Source organism: Thermophilibacter gallinarum (genome assembly GCF_014982725.1).
GTDB lineage: Bacteria > Actinomycetota > Coriobacteriia > Coriobacteriales > Atopobiaceae > Thermophilibacter > Thermophilibacter gallinarum.
The window spans coordinates 44,189-62,993 of the sequence record NZ_JADCJZ010000002.1 but is presented as its reverse complement, the minus strand read 5'-3'; the positions used below and the strand labels follow the sequence as shown (position 1 = coordinate 62,993).

Genomic DNA, 18,805 nt, shown 5'->3' with positions numbered 1-18,805 from the left:
GCCGCGCGCCGTGGCCCGTGAGCCCCGGCGATTCCGGGGCGGCGCCCCCGCGCGTCCCGCGGTATCATTGCGACACGCACGGCAACGGCGAGGAGGGCGCATGGCACTTTCGGACGCGACCGCCGCGGGCAGAAGGCTCGTGATCTTCGACTTCGACGGCACCCTTGCCAACACGGTGCCGACCATAACGGGCACGGCGCGGACGGTGCTCGCGCGCCACGGCCTCGACGACGAGGCGATGGGCGACCTCACCCGCCTCGTGGGCCCGCCCTTCCCGCAGGCCTACGAGTGGGTGTACGGCTTCTCCCCGGAGGAGGCCGCCCAGATCACCGCGGAGTACCGTGCGATCTACAACGAGATAGGCGCGGAGGCGTGGCCGCTCTTCCCCGGCGTGCGCGACATGCTCGAGCGCGTGCGCGCCGCGGGCCGCCTCATGGCCGTCGCCTCCTCCAAGCAGATGCGCCTGGTCGCCCGCGCGCTCGACGACGACGGGATCTCGGGCCTCTTCGACGTGGCGCTCGGGAAGACGAGCGACGAGGAGGGCGACAAGGTATCGCTGATCAGGCACGCGATGCGCGAGCTCGGCGTCGGGCCGGACGAGACCGTCATGGTCGGAGACCGTCACCACGACGTGGACGCCGCGGCGGCGTGCGGCGTGCCCTGCGTCGGCGTCACCTACGGCGGGGCGGCCCGTCCGGGCGAGCTCGAGGAGGCCGGCGCCTGCGAGCTCGCCGACACGGTCGAGCAGCTGGCGCACGTCCTTCTCGGCACGCGCTGAGCCCGCGCCCGCCGACCGCTCGTCCCGCTCGGCGGTAACGCCCACAGCCCGAACGGGTAGAAGGGTCAGCATGGAAGGGGCGCGCTGCGCGCCGGAGAAGCGGAGAAGGGATTGACATGGCGGACTTTGACCTGACAGAGGGCCTTCGCAAGATGTTCCTCGCCGGCGTGGGCGCCGTGGCCACGGGTGCCGAGAAGACCCAGGAGGTCGTCGAGGAGCTGGTCAAGAAGGGCGAGCTGACGGTCGAGCAGGGCAAGACGCTCAACCAGGAGCTCACCCGCAAGGCCAAGGAGGTCATCGACAACACCTCCGAGAACGCCGTCCGCGCGCGCATGAAGGCCATGACGGCCGAGGAGCGCGCCGCGTTCGCCGCCAAGGTCGCCCAGATGGCGGCCGAGATCGACGAGGCCTCGGTGAAGGTCGACGTCGAGGAGGCCCCCGAGGACGCGGACGCTGCCGAGTAGGGACGGCGGCGTGACGCACGACGAGAAGAACGAGGAGCTCGGGCGAGCGACCGACCCCGAGGCGCCTGCCGAGGGGGAGGCGGCGCCCGTCGCGGCAGAGGCAGCGGAGGGCGACGTGTCCGGGACGGGGGAGCACCCCGACGAGGCGGCGGCGCGGGTCTCGCGCACCGCCCAGGACTTTCTCGACGCGTGGTACGAGCGGGTGAGCCGGGAGTCGCTTCTCGGCGAGAGCCAGACCATCGGGCTCTTCGGTGGTCGTCGCGACGACGAGTACGCGCTCAGCCGCGGCTCCCGCCTGGCGCGCATCGGCGAGATCCTGCAGATCGTGCGCCGCTACGACATCTTCCACGGGCTCACGCCCAAGGGTCTGAGGCGCATGCTCGAGGAGCTGGGCCCCACCTTCGTCAAGGCGGGACAGATCCTCTCCATGCGCTCCGAGATCCTGCCCGAGGGCTTCACGCGCGAGCTCGGGCGCCTGCGCACCGAGGTCCAGCCCATGGACCGCGACGCGGTGCTCGCCGCGCTGCGCGCCGAGTACGACCGTCCGATCGAGGAGATCTTCGACGCGATCGACGACCGCCCCCTGGGATCGGCGTCGGTCGCCCAGGTGCACAAGGCGCGCCTGGTGACCGGCGAGCTCGTCGCCGTCAAGGTCCAGCGCCCCCACGTGCAGGAGATCATGGCGCAGGACATCTCGATCATGCGCTCGCTCGCGCGCTACGCGAGCCGCTTCATGGGGGACGAGCAGTTCGTCGACCTGCAGTCGGTGGTGGACGAGCTCTGGCAGAGCTTCCGCGAGGAGACCGACTTCCTCGTGGAGGCGAGGAGCCTCGAGGAGTTTCGCCGCAACAACGCCGGGTGCGCCTTCATCGACTGCCCCAAGCCCTATCCCGCGCTGTGCACGCGCCACGTGGTGGTCATGGACTACGTGGAGGGCATCCCGATCAACGACACCGCCCGTCTCGTGGCCGAGGGCTACGACCTCGCCGAGATCGGGACCAAGCTGGCCGACAACTACACGAGCCAGATGCTCGACGACGGCTTCTTCCACGCCGACCCGCACCCCGGCAACCTCGTGATCGTGGGTGGCAAGATCGTCTACCTCGACCTCGGCATCATGGGGCGCCTCTCCAGCCACGACCGCTCCGCCATGGGCACGATGGTGAGCGCCGTCGCGCGCTGCGACTCCCCGGGGCTCGCCGAGGGCCTCATGCGCTTCTCGGTGTCCGACACCTCCGACGTCGACCAGGCGCACCTGCTCGCCGATCTCGACGCCATCGTCGCGGACTACGGCCTGGCCGACCTGTCGGATTTGGACGTCGGCGCGTTCATGAACTCGCTGATCTCCATGGCCCAGAAGGATGGCATCGAGCTCCCGAGCTCGGTCACGATGCTCGCGCGCTCGCTCGTGACGCTGGAGGGCACGGTCCACGACCTGCTGCCCGACGTCTCCATCGTGGAGATCATCCACGCTCACCTGCGCGCCCACTCAACCGCCAGTGAGCTCGCGGCGCGCGAGGGGAAGAGGCTGGCGCGGGAGAGCGTCGCCGCCACGCACGGGCTTCTCGGCGCGGCCCAGGAGGCGGGGCTTGCCATGCGGATGCTCACGCGCGGGCAGCTGCGCGTGAACCTCGACTTGGCGGGCACCGAGGACCCGCTCGAGGACCTCTCGCGCATCGCCAACCGAATGACGATGAGCGTAATCATCGCCGGCCTGTTCATAGGCTCGTCCGTGGTCTACTACGCGCGCATCAAGCCGGTCATCTTTGGCATCCCCATCATCGGCTTCCTCGGCTACCTCGCTGCCTTCGTGCTCTGCGTCTGGGTGGCCCAGGACATCATCCGCGAGAGCCGACGTCGGCGGAGGCGCTAGGCGCCCGCGGCGGCCGTCTTTCAGGGGCTGCCGAGCAATGTGACGACTGCGTGAGGGTTTTCCCGTTCCTGAATGCCCGCGTTCCCCGGGCTGACTTTGGGCAGAAGAGAGTAATCAGCCGGCCCGGACCGTCCGGGCCGTTTCTCTGGAGGGAACCTCATGGAGCGTTACGACTCTAACTTCGACCACGTGGGCGACTTCGTCGACCGCTGGAACTCCGGCCTGCGCCACGCACGCGTCTGGACCGTCGCGATCGGCGTGCTGCTCGTGCTCGCGGGCATCGCGACCGCGGCCGCGCCCTACGGCGTCTACGCCTTCATCCAGGGTGCCGCCGCCGCGGCGCTCGTGGTGGGGGGAGTCGCCGGGATCGCGTCGTACGTGCACACCCCGGAGCTCTTCCGCAGCCCCGCGACGCTCGTCATGGGGGTGCTCAACGCGCTTCTCGGCCTGATGCTGATGACGCTGCCCGCCTACCTCACCGCGGGGACGGTCGTGTTCCTGCTGGCGTTCCTGTTCATAGTCTCCGGCGCCGAGCGGATCACCTATGCGCGTCGCATGCGCTACTTCGGCCTGCCCAACGCCGGCATGGCGACCGTCACGGGCGTGCTCAACGTGGCATGCGGCCTGGTCTTCTTCCTCATGCCCGCGTTCTCCGGCGTCGTGATCGGCTACGTGCTGGCCGCCTACCTCATCGTCGGCGGCGCCAGCCTGCTCGTGGAGGCCATCTCGATGCGCCCGATCGAGCGGTAGCGCCGTCAGCCTCGCGTACCCCGAGGTTCGGGACCTTCCCCGCGAACTCCGCCGATTCCGGGACGTCGCCCCGCAACGGACGCGGAAGGCCGCCGATTCCCGGACGGGTGCTCGGCTGAAAAACGAGGCCCGCCCCGGCGTCCCGGAGGGAAGTTCCGCGCAGCGCACTTCCCGGAGGGACGTCGGGGCGGGCCCCAGGTGTCGACGGCCCCTACTCGAGCTCGAAGGCCCCCGTGTAGAGCTGGTAGTACGTGCCCCTCTTGGCGATCAGCTCGTCGTGGGTGCCGCGCTCGATGATGCGGCCGTGGTCGAGGACGATGATGACGTCCGAGTTGCGGACCGTGCTCAGGCGGTGCGCGATCACGAACGTGGTGCGCCCGGTCATGAGCGCGTCCATGCCGCGCTGGACGATGGCCTCGGTGCGCGTGTCGATAGAGGACGTGGCTTCGTCAAGCACCATGACCGGCGGGTCGGCGACCGCGGCGCGCGCGATCGAGAGCAGCTGTCGCTGGCCCTGACTCAGCGCGGCGCCGTTGTCGGTGAGCATCGTGTCGTAGCCGTCGGGCAGGCGTCGCACGAAGTCGTCGGCGCCGGCCAGGCGCGCGGCGGCGACGCACTCCTCGTCCGTTGCGTCGAGGCGCCCGTAGCGGATGTTGTCCATGACGGTGCCCGTGAACAGGTTCACGTCCTGCAGAACCACGCCCAGGGACCTTCTCAGGTCCGGCTTCTTGATCTTGTTGATGTTGATGCCGTCGTAGCGGATCTTGCCGTCCTCGATGTCGTAGAAGCGGTTCAGCAGGTTGGTGATCGTGGTCTTGCCCGCGCCGGTGGCGCCGACGAAGGCAACCTTCTGGCCCGGCTTGGCGTAGAGCGAGACATTGTGGAGCACGGTGTGGCCCGGCTCGTAGGCGAAGTCCACGTCGAAGAGGCGCACGTCGCCGGCGAGCGGGGTATAGGTCACGCTGCCGTCCGCCTGGTGCGGGTGGCGCCAGGCCCACTGGCCGGCCCAGTCGTGGTCGCGCCGCTCGCACTCGCGGACGTTGCCGTCGCGGTCGATCTTGCAGGCCACGAGCTCGACGTAGCCCTCGTCCTCCTCGATTGGCTCGTCGAGCAGCTCGAAGATGCGCTCGGCGCCGGCGAGGCCCATGACGACGGAGTTCACCTGGTTGGAGATCTGGCCGATCTGGTTGGCGAACTGCTTGGTCATGTTGAGGAACGGCACCGCCACGGCGATCGTGAGCGGCAGGCCAGAGATCGACGGGTTGGGGATGCCCGTCACGAGGAAGACGCCGCTCGCCACGGCCACCACCACGTAGAGCAGGTTGCCCATGTTCATGAGGATCGGCATGAGCGTGTTGGCGTAGGAGTTGGCCGCGCGAGCCGCGGCCTCGAGCTCGTCGTTCAGCGCGTCGAAGGCGGCCTCGGTCTGGCGCTCGTGGCAGAAGACCTTGACGACCTTCTCGCCGTTCATGACCTCCTCGACGTGACCCTCGACCGTGGCCACCGCGCGCTGCGTGCGCAGGAAGTTCTTCGCGGAGCGCCCGGCGAGCGTCTTGGCGAGAAGCGCCATGATCGCGGCGCCTCCCACCACGACGAGCGTGAGCGGCAGGCTGTAGTAGATCATGATGGCGCTCACGGAGATAAGCATGAGCGTCGTGAGGAACAGCTGCGGCAGCGACTGCGCGATCATCTGGCGCAGCGCGTCGACGTCGTTGGTGTAGTAGCTCATGACGTCGCCGTGCGGGTGCGTGTCGAAGTAGCGGATCGGCAGGTCCTGCATGTGGTCGAACATGAGGCAGCGGAACTTCTTGAGCGCGCCCTGGGTGAGGATCGCCATGAGCTGCTGCCACACGGCGTTGCAGATCAGGCTCAGGAAGTACATGACGGCGAGGATCGCGGCGTTCTTGAAGACCAGCGGCTGCGCGGTCGCCCAGTCGCCGCTCTCCCAGAACTCACCCACGATGGTGAGGCAGCGCTCCATGAAGATGTTGGGCGTCGCCTGGACGACGCACTGGACGAGGATGCAGACGGCGACGGTCGGCAGCATGACGGGGTAGAACGTACGCAGCATCTTGATGACGCGCAGCGCCGTGCGCCCGATCGACTTGGGCGCACGTCCGCGCGCGGCGGCGGGCTTATCGGCCATTCTCGGTCACCTCCAGCTCGTCGAGGTTCTTCTCGTCGTGGCTCTGCTTGTTCTGCGAGAGGTAGACCTCGCGGTAGATCGCGTTGCGGCGCAGCAGCTCCTCGTGGGTGCCCACGTCGTTGATGCGGCCCGAGTCCATGACCACGATGCGGTCCGCGTCCTCCACGCTCGAGGTGCGCTGGGCGATGATGATCTTGGTCGTCTCGGGCAGGTAGCTCTTGAAGCCCTCGCGGATGAGCTTGTCGGTCTTGGTGTCGACGGCGCTCGTCGAGTCGTCCAGGATGAGGATCTTCGGGCTCTTGAGCAGGGCGCGCGCGATGCACAGGCGCTGCTTCTGGCCGCCGGAGACGTTGGTGCCGCCCTGCTCGATGTGGGTGTCGTACTTGTCGGGGAAGGTCTGGACGAACTCGTCCGCCTGGGCGAGCCTGGCCGCCTCGACGATCTCCTCGTCCGTGGCGTCCTGCTTGCCCCAGCGTAGGTTGTCCTTGATCGTGCCCGAGAAGAGCACGTTCTTCTGCAGCACCATGGCCACGGCGTTGCGCAGCGTGTCGAGGTCGTAGTCGCGCACGTCGACGCCGCCCACGCGCACGGTGCCCTCGGTGACGTCGTAGAGGCGCGGGATGAGCTGGACGAGCGTGGACTTTGCCGAGCCCGTGGAGCCGATCACGCCGATGACCTCGCCGCTCCTGATGTGCAGGTCGATCTCGCGCAGGGCCTCGTGGTTCTTGTCGCCCTTGTAGGAGAAGCCCACGTGGTCGAAGTCTATCGAGCCGTCCGCAACCTCCATGACGGGGTTCTCGGGCTGCTCGATCGTGGTCTTGGCGTCGAGCACCTCGAAGATGCGGCGCGCGTTCTCCTCGCTCATGACGACCATGGCGAAGATCATGGAGAGCATCATGAGGCTCATGAGCATCATGAAGCCGTAGGTGATGAGCGACGAGAACTGGCCCACGTCCAGAAGCTCGCCGCGCGTGGAGACGATCGCGTAGGAGCCCACGTAGATCACGAACACCATGACGGTGTAGACGCAGAAGTTCATGATCGGGGCGTTGAGGGCGAGGATGCGCTCGGCGTGCGTGAAGTCGCGCTGGACCTCGCTGGCGGCGGCGTCGTACTTCTGCTTCTCGTAGTCCTCGCGGACGTAGGACTTGACCACGCGGATGCCGGAGAGGTTCTCCTCGGCGCGCTCGTTCAGGGCGTCGTACTTGCGGAAGATGCGGCGGAAGATCGGCGTGACCTTGCGCACCACGGCGAGAAGCGCCACGGCGAGCACCGGGATGACCACCACGAAGACGACGGCCAGCCAGCCCGCCATCGTGTGGGCGGCGATGAAGGCGCCGACGAGCATGAACGGCGAGCGGATGGCGGTGCGGATGAGCATCATGTAGGCCATCTGCACGTTCATGACGTCGGTGGTGAGGCGCGTCACGAGCGAGGAGCTCGAGAAGCGGTCGATCACCGCGAAGGAGAAGGTCTGGATGTTGTAGAACATGTCCTTGCGGAGGTTCTTGGCAAAGCCGACGGAGGCCTTCGCGCAGGTGAGGCCCGCCGCCGCGCCAAAGGCGAGTGAGACGAGCGCCATGAGGGCGAGAAGCCCGCCGGTGGAGAGGATCTCGGAGAGGTCCGCGCCCGCCTTGATCGCGTCGATGAGGTCAGCGGTGAGCAGCGGGATCAGCACCTCGAAGACGACCTCGCCGAGCACCAGCAGGGGAGTGGCGATGGCGGCGCCCCTGTACTGGCGGATGCTCCCCATGAGGCGGCGCATGATCTGGGGGTAGGTCATATGCGCCGCGGTCTTCTCGAACTGCTGCTCAGCGGCTAGTTCCTGCTGCATGCGGCCTCCTCTCGCCCCTTGGCCTCGATCTTCTCCCAGTGCGCGGACAGGCGGTCGAGAAGGTCGAGCAGACCCTCGGTCTCGTCGGCGTCCAGGCAGCCGAACGCCTCCTTCTCGAACTCCATCCTGCTCTCCACGAAGGCACGGGCACGACGGGTGCCCTCGTCGGTGAGGGTGAGCGTGAGCTGGCGCCGGTCGGTCTCGGAGCGCTCGCGGGAGAGCAGGCCCTCCGCCTCGAGCTTGGTCACGACCTCGGAGAGCGAGGCGGACGTGATGCACGACGCCTCCTGGAGCTCGCGCTGCGTCATGCACCCGTCATGCGCGAGCAGCTCCACGAGTATGTGCTGCTTGCCGTTCCGTCCGCCCCAATGCTGGTGCAGGTAGTAGCCAAAGTACCCGAGCTTGCGAAGAATCCGCAGCTCGATGCTCTGCTGTGTGTCCGCTTCGCACACGGTTCGTCCCTTCCTCGTCCGATTGGCCCCCACAACTCTGCGACGGCCACCCATAGATGTCAAGGTACCTAGCGATATTTCCATGGTACCTAGCTAGCTGCGTCGCACCCGTCCCAGAATCTCCGGGTTTCTCGCCCGCCGGTCGGGCGCCGTCCCGGAATCGGCGACCTTCCGCGTCCCGGCGCCTCCCCCATCCGGGAATCCGGGACCTTCCCCGCGAACCCCGCCGATTCCGGGACGCGTCCCCCTCGCTGGGCGAGAAGGTCGGTGATTCCGGGACGGTTCCTCGCCACGGGCGCGGAAGGCCGCCGATTCCGGGACGGGTGCTCGGCTGAAAAACGAGGCCCGCCCCGGCGTCCCGGAGGGAAGTTCCGCGCAGCGCACTTCCCGGAGGGACGTCGGGGCGGGCCCCAGGTGTCGACGGCCCCTACTCGAGCTCGAAGGCCCCCGTGTAGAGCTGGTAGTACGTGCCCCTCTTGGCGATCAGCTCATCGTGGGTGCCGCGCTCGATGATGCGGCCGTGGTCGAGCACGATGATCGCGTCGGAGTTGCGCACGGTGGAGAGGCGGTGCGCGATGACGAACGTGGTGCGCCCGGTCATGAGCGCGTCCATGCCGCGCTGGACGATCTCCTCGGTGTGGGTGTCGATCGAGGACGTGGCCTCATCGAGGATCATCACCGGCGGGTCCGCGACGGCGCAGCGCGCGATCGAGAGCAGCTGGCGCTGGCCCTGCGACAGGTTGGAGCCGTTGTCCGTGAGCATGGTGTTGTAGCCCTCGGGCAGGCGCTTGATGAAGCCGTCGGCACCCACCAGGCGTGCCGCCGCCATGCACTCCTCGTCGGAGGCGTCGAGGCGTCCGAAGCGGATGTTGTCCATGACGGTGCCCGTGAACAGGTTCACGTCCTGGAGCACCACGCCGAGCGAGCGACGGAGGTCCGGCTTCTTGATCTTGTTGATGTTGATGCCGTCGTAGCGGATCTTGCCGTCGGCGATGTCGTAGAAGCGGTTGATGAGGTTGGTGATCGTGGTCTTGCCCGCGCCGGTGGCGCCCACGAAGGCGACCTTCTGGCCCGGCTTGGCCCAGACGCTCACGTCGTGCAGGACGGTATGGCCCGGGCGGTAGGCAAAGTCGACGTCGAAGAGGCGCACGTCGCCGGCGAGCGGGGTGTAGGTGAGCGAGCCGTCGCCGTGCGGGTGGCGCCACGCCCACTGGCCGGCCCAGTCGCCGGAGCGGCGGTCGCACTCGCGGACGTTGCCGTCGCGGTCGATCGTGCAGGCCACGAGCTCGACGTAGCCCTCGTCGTGCTCGACCGGCTCGTCCATGAGCTCGAAGATGCGCTCGGCGCCCGCGAGGCCCATGACGACGGAGTTGATCTGCTGGGAGATCTGGCCGATCTGGCCGGCGAACTGCTTGGTCATGTTGAGGAACGGCACCGTGACGGCGATCGAGAAGGGCAGGCCCGAGATGGAGAGGTTGGGCAGACCGGTCTCGATGAACACGCCGCCCACGAGCGCCACGATGACGTAGATCAGGTTGCCGAGGTTCATGAGGATCGGGCCGAGCGTGTTGGTGTACATGTTCGCGGCGCGGCTCGCCTCGAAGAGGCGGCGGTTGCGCACGTCGAAGTCCTCCTGGGCGGCCTCCTCGTGGCAGAAGACCTTGACCACGCGCTGGCCGTTCATGACCTCCTCGACGTGGCCCTCGACGATGCCGATCTCCTTCTGCTGCACGACGAAGTTGCGCGCGGAGCGGCCGCCGAGCTGCTTGGTCATGTAGGCCATGAAGAGCACGCCCGCCACGACGACGAGGCACATCCACACGCTGTAGTAGACCATGACGGAGATGACCGAGACGCAGGTGACGAACGTCAGCGTGATGTTGGGCAGCGACTGGCCGATCATCTGGCGCAGGGCGTCGATGTCGTTGGTGTAGTGGCTCATGATGTCGCCGCGCTGGTGCTGGTCGAAGTAGCTGATCGGCAGGTCCTGCATGTGGCCGAAAAGCTGCTCGCGGAACTTCTCGAGCGAGCCCTGCGTGATGATCGCCATCGCGCGGGTCCAGGTGAAGTTGAGGACGAGCGAGACCACGTAGATGCCGACGAGCGTGAGCACGAGCGAGCCCACCTGGCCGGCGACGGACTCCCAGTCGCCGCTCTCCCAGTTGGCGGTCACGATCTCGAGCGTGCGCTGCATGAACGTGGCGGGAAGGGCCGAGAGCACGGCGGAGACCACGATGCAGAGGATGACGAGGGGCAGCATCTTGGGATAGAACGAGAAGAGCGTCCTGATGAGGCGCGAGAGCGTCTTGCCGCGCCCGCCGCGACGCCTCGGCGTCGCGACCTGGCGGCCGGCGACGTTCTGGCGCTCCGGCTCGCGCTCGGGCTCGGTCGGCTGGTTGGAGCCGGTGACGTTCTTGAGGATGCTCTCGGCGGAGTTGTTCCTAGCGGCCATCGGCCTCACCTCCCTCCGCGGACGAGGTGTCCGCGGGCGCGTCATCCTTCTCGGCCCCCTGGCTCGTGCGGCTCTGCGCGAGGTAGGTGTCGCGGTAGAACGGGCAGCTCTCGAGGAGCTCCTCGTGGGTGCCGAGCCCGGCGATGTGGCCGTTGTCGAGCACGAGGATGCGGTCGGCGTCCTGCACCGAGCTCACGCGCTGGGCGATGATGATCTTGGTGGCCTCGGGCAGGTAGGTCTTGAGGCCCTCGCGGATGAGCGCGTCGGTCTTGGTGTCGACGGCGGAGGTCGAGTCGTCCAGGATCAGGACCTTGGGGTGCTTGAGCAGGGCTCGCGCGATGCACAGGCGCTGCTTCTGGCCTCCGGAGACGTTGGTGCCGCCCTGCTCGATGTAGTAGTCGTACTGCTTGGGCAGGCCCTGGATGAACTCGTCGGCCTGGGCGAGCTTGCAGACCTCCACGAGCTCGTCGTAGGTGGCGTCAGGGTTGCCCCAGCGCAGGTTCTCCTTGATGGTGCCCGAGAAGAGCACGTTCTTCTGGAGCACCACGGCGACGTTGTTGCGCAGGAACTCGAGGTCGTAGTCGCGCACGTCCACGCCGCCGACCTTGACGGATCCCTCGGTGACGTCGTAGAGGCGGCTGATGAGGTTCACGAGCGAGGTCTTGGCGGAACCCGTGCCGCCCATGATGCCGATCGTCTCGCCGCTCTTGATGTGCAAGTCGATTTCGGCGAGCGCGCGGTGCTCGGCCTTCTCGGAGTACTTGAACGTGACGTTGTCGAAGTCGATCGAGCCGTCGCGCATCTCGGTCTCGGGGTGGGCGGGGTTCTTGATCGTGGGCTCGGTCGTGAGGACCTCGCAGATGCGCTCGGCACTCTCCTGCGCCATCGTGATCATGGCGAAGACCATCGAGACCATCATGAGCGCCATGAGGATCATGAAGCCGTAGGTGGTGAGTGCCGAGAGCTGGCCCACGTTGAGCAGCGTGCCCTGGCTGGAGATGATGAGGTAGCTGCCGAACTGCAGGGTCACGGCGAAGACCGTGTAGACCGCGAAGTTCATCATCGGGGTGTTGAGCGCGAGGATCTTCTCGGCGCGGGTGAAGTCGGCGCAGACGTCCTGGGCGGCGCGGCCGAACTTCTCCTTCTCGTAGTCCTGGCGCACGTAGCTCTTGACGTCGCGCATGCCGGTGACGTTCTCCTCGATGGACTCGTTGAGGGCGTCGTACTTGTGGAAGACCGAGCGGAAGATCGGGTGCACGGTGCGCACGACCTTGTAGAGGCCAAAGCCCAGGATCGGCACGATGATCACGAAGACCAGCGCCAGCGGGCCGGCCATGATGAATGCCATGACGATGCCCGCGAGCAGAAGGAACGGGCAGCGGATGGCGGTGCGGATGATCATCATGTAGGCGAGCTGCACGTTGGTGATGTCCGTGGTGAGGCGCGTCACGAGCGAGCTCGACGAGAACTGGTCGATGTTGGCGAAGCTGAAGCGCTGCACCGCGGCGAAGACGTCGTGGCGCAGGTTCATGGCCAGGCCGCAGCTCGCCTGGCTGCAGGTCACGCCGGCGCCGATGCCGAAGGCGAGCGACGCGAGCGCCATGAGCACGAGCTGCAGCGCGTAGGGGAGCATGTCGGCGAGCGTGGCACCCGCCTGGATGGCATTGATCAGCTGTGCGGTGACGAAGGGGATCGCAACCTCCATGACCACCTCGCCCGAGACGATGATCGGCGTGGCGATCGAGGCCGCCTTGAACTCGCGGACGCTGGCGCCGATGGTCCGGATCACCTCGCGGCCCGTGAGCCCCTTCTCCTCTTCTCTCTTCTTCATGTGGCTCCTTTCGACAAGGGGCCATTTTGAAACGGGACGAGGGAGATTTCAAGGTACCTAGCGATATTTCCCATGGTACCTGACAAAGCGTCCACAAACCGGCGCGGTCGCGGCGACTGTAAGCCGAAGGCCGAGCATCGCTACCTGCGACCTTACAAAACCGCCGCCTTTTGTAAGGCGCTCTGTAAACCGATTGTAAGGCGCTGTCAGGCTCCCGTAATGCATCGCGGGCGAGCCCCGGGCGGGCGTTCGGGGCGCCCTAGGATTCGTCTCGAGAGCCGGGCCCCGCGGGGCGTCGGCCACATCCACGGGAAAGGATTGTTCATGTCCAAGCTTGATCTCACGCGTCGTCAGTTCATGGGCGTCTTTGGCGCCACCGCCGCCGTCGCCGGCCTCGGCCTCGTCGGCTGCGGCGGCAACAACGCCGCCGACACCACCGAGGAGGGTGGCGACGCCGCCGACGCCGCGCTCGTCGGCTCCATCTCCTGCTCTGGCGCCACCTCCTTCCAGCCGCTCGTCGAGAAGGCCCGCGACGCCTTCCAGGACGCCAACCCCGACGTCTCCGTCGCCATCTCCGGCGGCGGCTCCGGCCAGGGCCTCTCGCAGGTCGCCGAGGGCTCCGTCCAGATCGGCCGCTCCGACGTCTTCGCCGAGGAGAAGCTCGAAGCCGACCAGCTCGAGGGCCTCGTCGACAACCAGGTCTGCATCGTCGGCATGGGCCCGATCGTGAACGCCAACGTCGACGTCACCGACATCACCACCGACCAGCTCAAGGGCATCTTCCTCGGCCAGATCACCGACTGGTCCGAGGTCGGCGGCACCGCCGGTGCCATCCAGGTCATCCAGCGCGAGGCCGGCTCCGGCACCCGCGCCACCTTCGAGGCCGCCGTCCTCGCCGGCGAGACCGCCCCGGACAGCTTCCGCCCGGTCGCCGAGGTCGACTCCTCGGGCACCGTCGTCGAGCAGGTCGCCGCGACCGAGGGCTCCATCTCCTACGTCGCCTTCAACTACATGACCAACGAGGGCATCAAGGCCCTCTCCGTCGACGGCGTCGAGCCCACCCAGGAGAACGTCGAGAACGGCGACTTCCTGATCTGGGCGTACGAGCACATGTACACCCGCTCCGACGAGGACGCCGCCACCGCGCCCGTCACCAAGGCCTTCATCGAGTTCATCATGTCCGAGGACTTCGCCTCCACCGTCGTGGAGGAGGGCTTCATCCCCATGGGCGACATGAAGGTCCAGAAGGACGCCGAGGGCAACATCTCCCAGATCGCCTAGCTTCCGAACGGCTTCCCATCGGCGGCGCCCCCCTCCTCCGGGGGCGCCGCCCCCTCTTGACGAGAAAGGCTCTCCCACATGGCACAACTCATGCCCAAGCGGAGGCTCGAGAACATCGGACTGGGCATCACGGGCTTCTGCGTCGCCCTCGTCGCCCTCGTCGTCGTGACGCTGATCTTCATGGTGGCCCAGCAGGGACTCTCCACCTTCTTCGTCGACGGCATGGATCCGATCGCGTTCTTCACCGGCCAGAACTGGATTCCCGAGCAGGAGCGCTACGGCGCGCTGCCCATGATCGTGGGCTCCTTCGCCGTGACGCTGCTCTCGACGCTCTTCGCCCTGCCCGTCGCCATCGGCTCGGCGATCTTCGTCGTCGAGGTCGCCCCCGGCTTCGGGCGCCGCGTCTTCCAGCCGGTGATCGAGCTTCTGGTGGGCATCCCCTCGGTCGTCTACGGCGTCCTCGGCCTCTACGTGATCAACGCGCTCGTGAAGGCCGTCTTCGGCGACGCTGCCCCCACCGGCGCCGGCATCCTCTCCGGCGCGCTCGTGCTCGCCATCATGATCCTCCCGACGATCACGACGCTCTCGATGGACGCCCTGCGCGCGGTGCCCAACCAGTATCGCGAGGGCTCCTACGCCCTAGGCTGCACCCGCTGGCAGACCACCTGGCACGTGGTGCTCAAGAGCGCCACGCCCTCCCTCATGACCGCGGTCATCCTCGGCATGACGCGCGCCTTCGGCGAGACGCTGGCCGTCCAGATGGTCATCGGCGGCGTCGAGCGCTCCATGCCCACCGGTCTTCTCGACCCCGCCTCCACGCTCACGGCTGCGCTCACGGCCGGCCTCTCCAACGCGGTCTCCGGGTCCGAGTACTACCACGCGCTGTGGACCCTCGGCCTGCTCCTTCTCGTCATGTCGCTGATCTTCATCCTGATCATCCACCTCATCGGCAGGAAGGGGGCGAAGGCCAATGGCTAGCGAGAACACCGCGTCCTCCCGCAACTCCGTCCTCGACGCCCACGTCGCGCGCATCGACCGCCAGGACAAGATCGCCACGGGCGTGCTCACCGTGATCGTGGGACTGGTCATCCTGCTCGTCGTGGCGATCATCGCCTACATCATCGCGCGCGGCGCCGGTCGCGCGCTCACGCCGGGCTTCCTCACCAACGCCTACAACGACGAGGTCCTCCCGGGCATCATCTACCAGCTGTGGGACTCGTTCTACCTGCTTCTGGTGACGCTCGTCATCTCCGTGCCCATCTCGCTCGGCGCGGCAATCTTCCTCGTGGAGTACGCGCCCGACAACTGGGTCACCTCCGCCGCCAAGACGGCCATCGAGACCCTCTCGAGCCTCCCGTCGATCGTCGTCGGCATGTTCGGCTCGCTCTTCTTCGTGGTCACGCTCGGCTGGGGCATCTCGATCATCGCCGGCGCCTGCGCCCTCACGATGTTCAACATCCCCATCCTCGTCCGCACGATCCAGCAGGCGCTCGAGGACGTGCCGCGCAGCCAGCGCGACGCCGCGCTCGCGATGGGCCTCACGCGCTGGGAGACCACGCTCAACGTGCTGCTCCCCGCCGCCATGCCCGCCATCGTCACGGGCGTCGTGCTCTCCGCGGGCCGCGTCTTCGGCGAGGCTGCGGCGCTGATCTTCACCTCGGGGTCCGCCCCGGCGCGCCTGAACTTCGCGTCGCTCAACTTCCTGAGCCCGACCAACCCCTTCAACATCTTCCGCCCGGCCTGCTCGCTCGCCGTCTACATCTGGCGCCTCACCTCCGAGCCCACGGCCGGCTCCACGGAGATCGTCTGGGGCACGGCCACGATCCTGCTCGTCTGCGTGCTCCTGTTCAACGTCCTTGCCCGCCTGCTCGGCAAGTTCCTCTCGAGGAGGCTGACCGCCGAATGACCGATACCACCACCATCCAGGACCAGGCCGCGGGCGAGAAGGCCTCCCCGCTGCTGCGCACCAAGGACGTGACGGTCACCTACGACCTCACGCACGAGGCCCTGCACGGCACCTCGCTCGACTTCGAGGCCGGCCAGGTCACCGCCCTCATCGGACCGTCCGGCTGCGGCAAGTCCACGTTCCTGCGCTGCCTGAACCTCATGAACCGCGAGATCCCGCGGTGCTCCGTGGGAGGCCAGATCCTCTACCACGGCCATGACATCAACACGCCCAAGGAGAATCTCTTTGAGCTGCGCAAGTCGATCGGCATGGTCTTCCAGCAGCCGACGCCGTTCCGCAAGTCCATCCGCGAGAACATCCTCTTCGCCCCCAAGAAGCACGGGCGCGTGAGGACCAAGGACGAGGAGGACGAGCTCGTGGAGACGTCGCTTCGCCAGGCGGCGCTCTGGGACGAGGTCAAGGACAAGCTGCGCCAGTCGGCGCACGCGCTCTCCGGCGGCCAGCAGCAGCGCCTGTGCATCGCACGCACGCTCGCCATGAAGCCGGACGTGGTGCTCTTCGACGAGCCGTGCTCGGCGCTCGACCCGATCTCCACGTTCGCCATCGAGGAGACCATCCGCGACATCGCCTCGAGCGGCATCTGCGAGATCATCGTCACCCACAACATGGAGCAGGCAACGCGCGTCTCCGACCGCACCGCGTTCTTCTACGTCGGTGACATGGTCGAGACGGGCACGACGCAGCAGATCTTCTCGGACCCGCACGACCAGCGCCTCGTCGACTACCTGACGGGCCGCTTCGGCTAGGGGAGGAACATGGACACAGAGCTTAACGAGAGCGTCTACCGTACCCTGGACGGGGCTGAGACCGCCATCAGCGTGCGCGACTTCGACCTGTGGTACGGCGACTTCCAGGCGCTCAAGGGCATCAACCTCGAGATCCCGCGCAACCGCGCCACGGCCTTCATCGGCCCGTCCGGCTGCGGCAAGTCCACGCTGCTGCGCACGTTCAATCGTATGTGCGACTTCGTGGAGAGCGTGCGCACCGAGGGGACGATCGAGTTCGACGGCCGCGACATCTTCTCGATGGACGCCAACGCACTGCGCGTCTACGTCGGGATGGTCTTCCAGCACCCCAACCCGTTCCCGATGAGCATCCGCGAGAACATCCTCTACGGCCCCCGGCGCATGAAGCGCCTGTCCAAGGCGGAGGGCGACGAGATCTGCGAGCGCTGCCTCACGCGCGCCGCGCTCTGGGACGAGGTCAAGGACGACCTGGACAAGAGCGGGCTCGGCCTCTCCGGCGGCCAGCAGCAGCGCCTCTGCATCGCCCGCGCCCTCGCCACCGACCCCGAGATCCTGCTCATGGACGAGCCCACCTCGGCGCTCGACCCCATCTCCACGAGCATGGTCGAGGAGCTCATGTGCGAGCTCTCGGAGGACCACACCGTGGTCGTCGTGACCCACAACATGCAGCAGGCCGCGCGCGTGGCCGACAAGACCGTCTTCTTCTACCTCGGTGAGCTCATCGAGGAGGCGCCGACCCGCGAGTTCTTCGCCAACCCGCGCCAGCAGCGCACGCAGGAATACCTATCAGGGAGGTTCAGCTAATGTCCGCAGCAGCAACCCGTTCGAAGTTCACCAAGCAGCTCGACGACATCGAGGAGTTCCTCAACCGCCTGACCGAGAAGTGTGCCTCCGACGTGCGCGCCGCCGGTCTCGCCGCCACGGGCGACAAGGGCGCCGCCGAGGGCGTCATGGCCGGCCGCAAGAACGAGGACCGCCTCCGCAACGCAATCGAGGAGAACTGCCTCGACGTGATGCTGCTCCAGCAGCCGCTTATCGGTGAGGACCTGCGCTTCGTCTCGGGCGCCTTTCGCATCGTCTCGGACCTCACGCACATCGACGGCATGACGCGCGACATCGCCTTCCTCGTGGAGGAGATCCCCGCCAAGGCGTCAAAGAAGCTCGTCGCCGAGTTCACCGAGATGTCGGAGTGCGCCGCGGCCATGGTCGAGCAGGCCGGCGCCGCCTTCGCGGCCTCCGACGTCGAGGGCGCGCAGCGGGTGGTCGAGGAGGACAACCGCGTCAACGCGCTTTATGATGATGTGGAGAAGAAGCTCGTGGGGCTCATCCGCGACGGGAAGTCCTCCGCTCGCTACCTCCCCGAGCTCCTCATGGTCGCCAAGTACTTCGAGCGCATCGGCGACCTCGCCAAGCGCGTGGCCGCCTGGGCCATCTTCCGCGTCACCGGCGAGCACGTGGTGGCCGAGAAGGCGAGCCAGCAGCGCGCTGGGGAGCAGTAGGGTACGCTTAGGGTCGAGACCGCGGCGAGACGGGAGAGAAGCGTTGGTCTACTACGTCGAGGACGACAAGAACATTCGTGAGCTCACGGTCTACGCGCTCAACCAGGGCGGCATCGATGCCCGGGGCTGCGCCGACGACGCCGAGTTCCGCCGCGCCTGCGCGGAGCGCACGCCCGACGCCGTCCTTCTCGACATCATGCTTCCCGACGCGGACGGCCTGGAGATCCTCGCCCGCCTGCGTCGCACCCCCGGCCTCAAGAACGTGCCCGTCATGATGCTCACCGCCAAGGACACCGAGCTCGACACCGTGCGCGCCCTCGACGGCGGCGCCGACGACTACCTCTCCAAGCCCTTCGGCATGATGGAGGTCGTGAGCCGCACGCGCGCGCTGCTGCGCCGCGCCGGCCGGGAGGCGGCGGTCGCCGAGAAGCCCGCGTCGCTCTCGTGCGGCGACGTCACGCTCTGGCCCGACCGGCGCGAGGTGCAGGTCGCCGGGCGCGAGGTCCAGCTCACCATGCGCGAGTTCGACCTGCTCGAGTTCCTCATGCGCTCGCCGGGCGTGGTCTTCTCGCGCGAGACGCTGCTCCAGCGCGTGTGGGGCTGGGACTTCGACGGCGGCTCGCGCACGGTCGACGTGCACGTGCAGCAGGTCCGGGCCAAGCTCGGAGACTCGTCGGACCTGATCGAGACCGTGCGCGGCGTGGGGTATCGCGTCCGCGGCTAGGGAAGGGGC

16 protein-coding genes are annotated in these 18,805 nt (G+C 67.4%); 11 read left to right on the top strand and 5 right to left on the bottom strand.

Annotation, left to right across the window (positions count from 1 at the left end):
* Window positions 1-100 precede the first annotated feature (100 nt).
* The 4 genes from INF26_RS04235 to INF26_RS04220 all read left to right on the top strand — a co-directional run bounded on the left by INF26_RS04235 (window position 101) and on the right by INF26_RS04220 (window position 3,865).
* Window positions 101-778, top strand: a complete 678-nt coding sequence (locus INF26_RS04235; protein WP_193529494.1) for an HAD family hydrolase — start codon at window positions 101-103, stop codon at window positions 776-778.
* Window positions 779-894: 116 nt separating this feature from the next.
* Window positions 895-1,242 (top strand): phasin family protein, encoded by a 348-nt coding sequence (locus tag INF26_RS04230; protein WP_193529493.1) that lies wholly within the window; start codon window positions 895-897, stop codon window positions 1,240-1,242.
* Window positions 1,243-1,252: 10 nt separating this feature from the next.
* Window positions 1,253-3,115, top strand: a complete 1,863-nt coding sequence (locus tag INF26_RS04225) for an ABC1 kinase family protein (protein WP_332307306.1) — start codon at window positions 1,253-1,255, stop codon at window positions 3,113-3,115.
* Window positions 3,116-3,274: 159 nt separating this feature from the next.
* Window positions 3,275-3,865 (top strand): HdeD family acid-resistance protein, encoded by a 591-nt coding sequence (locus INF26_RS04220; RefSeq protein WP_193529492.1) that lies wholly within the window; start codon window positions 3,275-3,277, stop codon window positions 3,863-3,865.
* Between the two features lie 211 nt (window positions 3,866-4,076).
* Here the strand turns inward: INF26_RS04220 and INF26_RS04215 are convergent, their stop codons facing one another.
* The 5 genes from INF26_RS04215 to INF26_RS04195 all read right to left on the bottom strand — a co-directional run bounded on the left by INF26_RS04215 (window position 4,077) and on the right by INF26_RS04195 (window position 12,580).
* Window positions 4,077-6,011: an ABC transporter ATP-binding protein gene (locus INF26_RS04215; protein WP_193529491.1), complete on the bottom strand. Its 1,935-nt coding sequence runs from the start codon at window positions 6,009-6,011 to the stop codon at window positions 4,077-4,079.
* Entirely contained in the window at window positions 6,001-7,794 is a 1,794-nt protein-coding gene (locus INF26_RS04210) for an ABC transporter ATP-binding protein (RefSeq protein ID WP_226371915.1), read from the bottom strand. The genes INF26_RS04215 and INF26_RS04210 overlap by 11 nt, the downstream gene beginning before the upstream one ends.
* A gap of 35 nt (window positions 7,795-7,829) precedes the next feature.
* Window positions 7,830-8,297: a MarR family winged helix-turn-helix transcriptional regulator gene (locus tag INF26_RS04205; RefSeq protein ID WP_332307305.1), complete on the bottom strand. Its 468-nt coding sequence runs from the start codon at window positions 8,295-8,297 to the stop codon at window positions 7,830-7,832.
* 427 nt (window positions 8,298-8,724) lie between these two features.
* The gene (locus tag INF26_RS04200) at window positions 8,725-10,749 is read right to left on the bottom strand and encodes an ABC transporter ATP-binding protein (RefSeq protein ID WP_193529488.1); all 2,025 of its coding nucleotides are present in this window, start codon (window positions 10,747-10,749) and stop codon (window positions 8,725-8,727) included.
* Window positions 10,739-12,580: an ABC transporter ATP-binding protein gene (locus INF26_RS04195; RefSeq protein ID WP_226371888.1), complete on the bottom strand. Its 1,842-nt coding sequence runs from the start codon at window positions 12,578-12,580 to the stop codon at window positions 10,739-10,741. Before INF26_RS04195 ends, INF26_RS04200 begins: the two co-directional genes overlap by 11 nt.
* 324 nt (window positions 12,581-12,904) lie before the next feature.
* On the opposite strand from INF26_RS04195, the gene INF26_RS04190 reads away from it, so the two are divergent.
* The 7 genes from INF26_RS04190 (at window position 12,905) to INF26_RS04160 (ending at window position 18,796) form a co-directional block, all read left to right on the top strand.
* Window positions 12,905-13,861: a phosphate ABC transporter substrate-binding protein gene (locus INF26_RS04190; RefSeq protein WP_193529487.1), complete on the top strand. Its 957-nt coding sequence runs from the start codon at window positions 12,905-12,907 to the stop codon at window positions 13,859-13,861.
* Between the two features lie 78 nt (window positions 13,862-13,939).
* The gene (pstC, locus tag INF26_RS04185) at window positions 13,940-14,839 is read left to right on the top strand and encodes a phosphate ABC transporter permease subunit PstC (RefSeq protein WP_193529486.1); all 900 of its coding nucleotides are present in this window, start codon (window positions 13,940-13,942) and stop codon (window positions 14,837-14,839) included.
* Window positions 14,832-15,767 carry a phosphate ABC transporter permease PstA gene (gene pstA, locus INF26_RS04180; RefSeq protein WP_193529485.1) on the top strand — a complete coding sequence of 312 codons (936 nt, stop codon included), beginning with the start codon at window positions 14,832-14,834 and terminating at the stop codon, window positions 15,765-15,767. The genes pstC and pstA overlap by 8 nt, the downstream gene beginning before the upstream one ends.
* Complete coding sequence (locus INF26_RS04175; protein WP_193529484.1) at window positions 15,764-16,573, top strand: phosphate ABC transporter ATP-binding protein; 810 nt, start codon at window positions 15,764-15,766, stop codon at window positions 16,571-16,573. The genes pstA and INF26_RS04175 overlap by 4 nt, the downstream gene beginning before the upstream one ends.
* A 9-nt stretch (window positions 16,574-16,582) precedes the next feature.
* On the top strand, window positions 16,583-17,377 hold the full coding sequence (gene pstB, locus INF26_RS04170; RefSeq protein WP_193529483.1) for a phosphate ABC transporter ATP-binding protein PstB: 795 nt from the start codon (window positions 16,583-16,585) through the stop codon (window positions 17,375-17,377).
* Window positions 17,377-18,072: a phosphate signaling complex PhoU family protein gene (locus INF26_RS04165; protein ID WP_193529482.1), complete on the top strand. Its 696-nt coding sequence runs from the start codon at window positions 17,377-17,379 to the stop codon at window positions 18,070-18,072. The genes pstB and INF26_RS04165 overlap by 1 nt, the downstream gene beginning before the upstream one ends.
* Window positions 18,073-18,115: 43 nt before the next feature.
* A complete protein-coding gene (locus INF26_RS04160) occupies window positions 18,116-18,796 on the top strand; it encodes a response regulator transcription factor (protein WP_193529481.1) in 681 nt (226 codons plus the stop codon).
* The last annotated feature ends 9 nt before the right edge of the window (window positions 18,797-18,805 follow it).

Coding starts and splice junctions, on each gene's coding strand:
- pstB (WP_193529483.1), top strand. CDS start 16,583: ATGGACACAGAGCTTAACGAGAGCGTCTACCGTACCCTGGACGGGGCT.
- pstA (WP_193529485.1), top strand. CDS start 14,832: ATGGCTAGCGAGAACACCGCGTCCTCCCGCAACTCCGTCCTCGACGCC.
- INF26_RS04215 (WP_193529491.1), bottom strand. CDS start 6,011: ATGGCCGATAAGCCCGCCGCCGCGCGCGGACGTGCGCCCAAGTCGATC.
- INF26_RS04195 (WP_226371888.1), bottom strand. CDS start 12,580: ATGAAGAAGAGAGAAGAGGAGAAGGGGCTCACGGGCCGCGAGGTGATC.
- INF26_RS04235 (WP_193529494.1), top strand. CDS start 101: ATGGCACTTTCGGACGCGACCGCCGCGGGCAGAAGGCTCGTGATCTTC.
- INF26_RS04220 (WP_193529492.1), top strand. CDS start 3,275: ATGGAGCGTTACGACTCTAACTTCGACCACGTGGGCGACTTCGTCGAC.
- INF26_RS04190 (WP_193529487.1), top strand. CDS start 12,905: ATGTCCAAGCTTGATCTCACGCGTCGTCAGTTCATGGGCGTCTTTGGC.
- pstC (WP_193529486.1), top strand. CDS start 13,940: ATGGCACAACTCATGCCCAAGCGGAGGCTCGAGAACATCGGACTGGGC.
- INF26_RS04210 (WP_226371915.1), bottom strand. CDS start 7,794: ATGACCTACCCCCAGATCATGCGCCGCCTCATGGGGAGCATCCGCCAG.
- INF26_RS04200 (WP_193529488.1), bottom strand. CDS start 10,749: ATGGCCGCTAGGAACAACTCCGCCGAGAGCATCCTCAAGAACGTCACC.
- INF26_RS04230 (WP_193529493.1), top strand. CDS start 895: ATGGCGGACTTTGACCTGACAGAGGGCCTTCGCAAGATGTTCCTCGCC.
- INF26_RS04175 (WP_193529484.1), top strand. CDS start 15,764: ATGACCGATACCACCACCATCCAGGACCAGGCCGCGGGCGAGAAGGCC.
- INF26_RS04165 (WP_193529482.1), top strand. CDS start 17,377: ATGTCCGCAGCAGCAACCCGTTCGAAGTTCACCAAGCAGCTCGACGAC.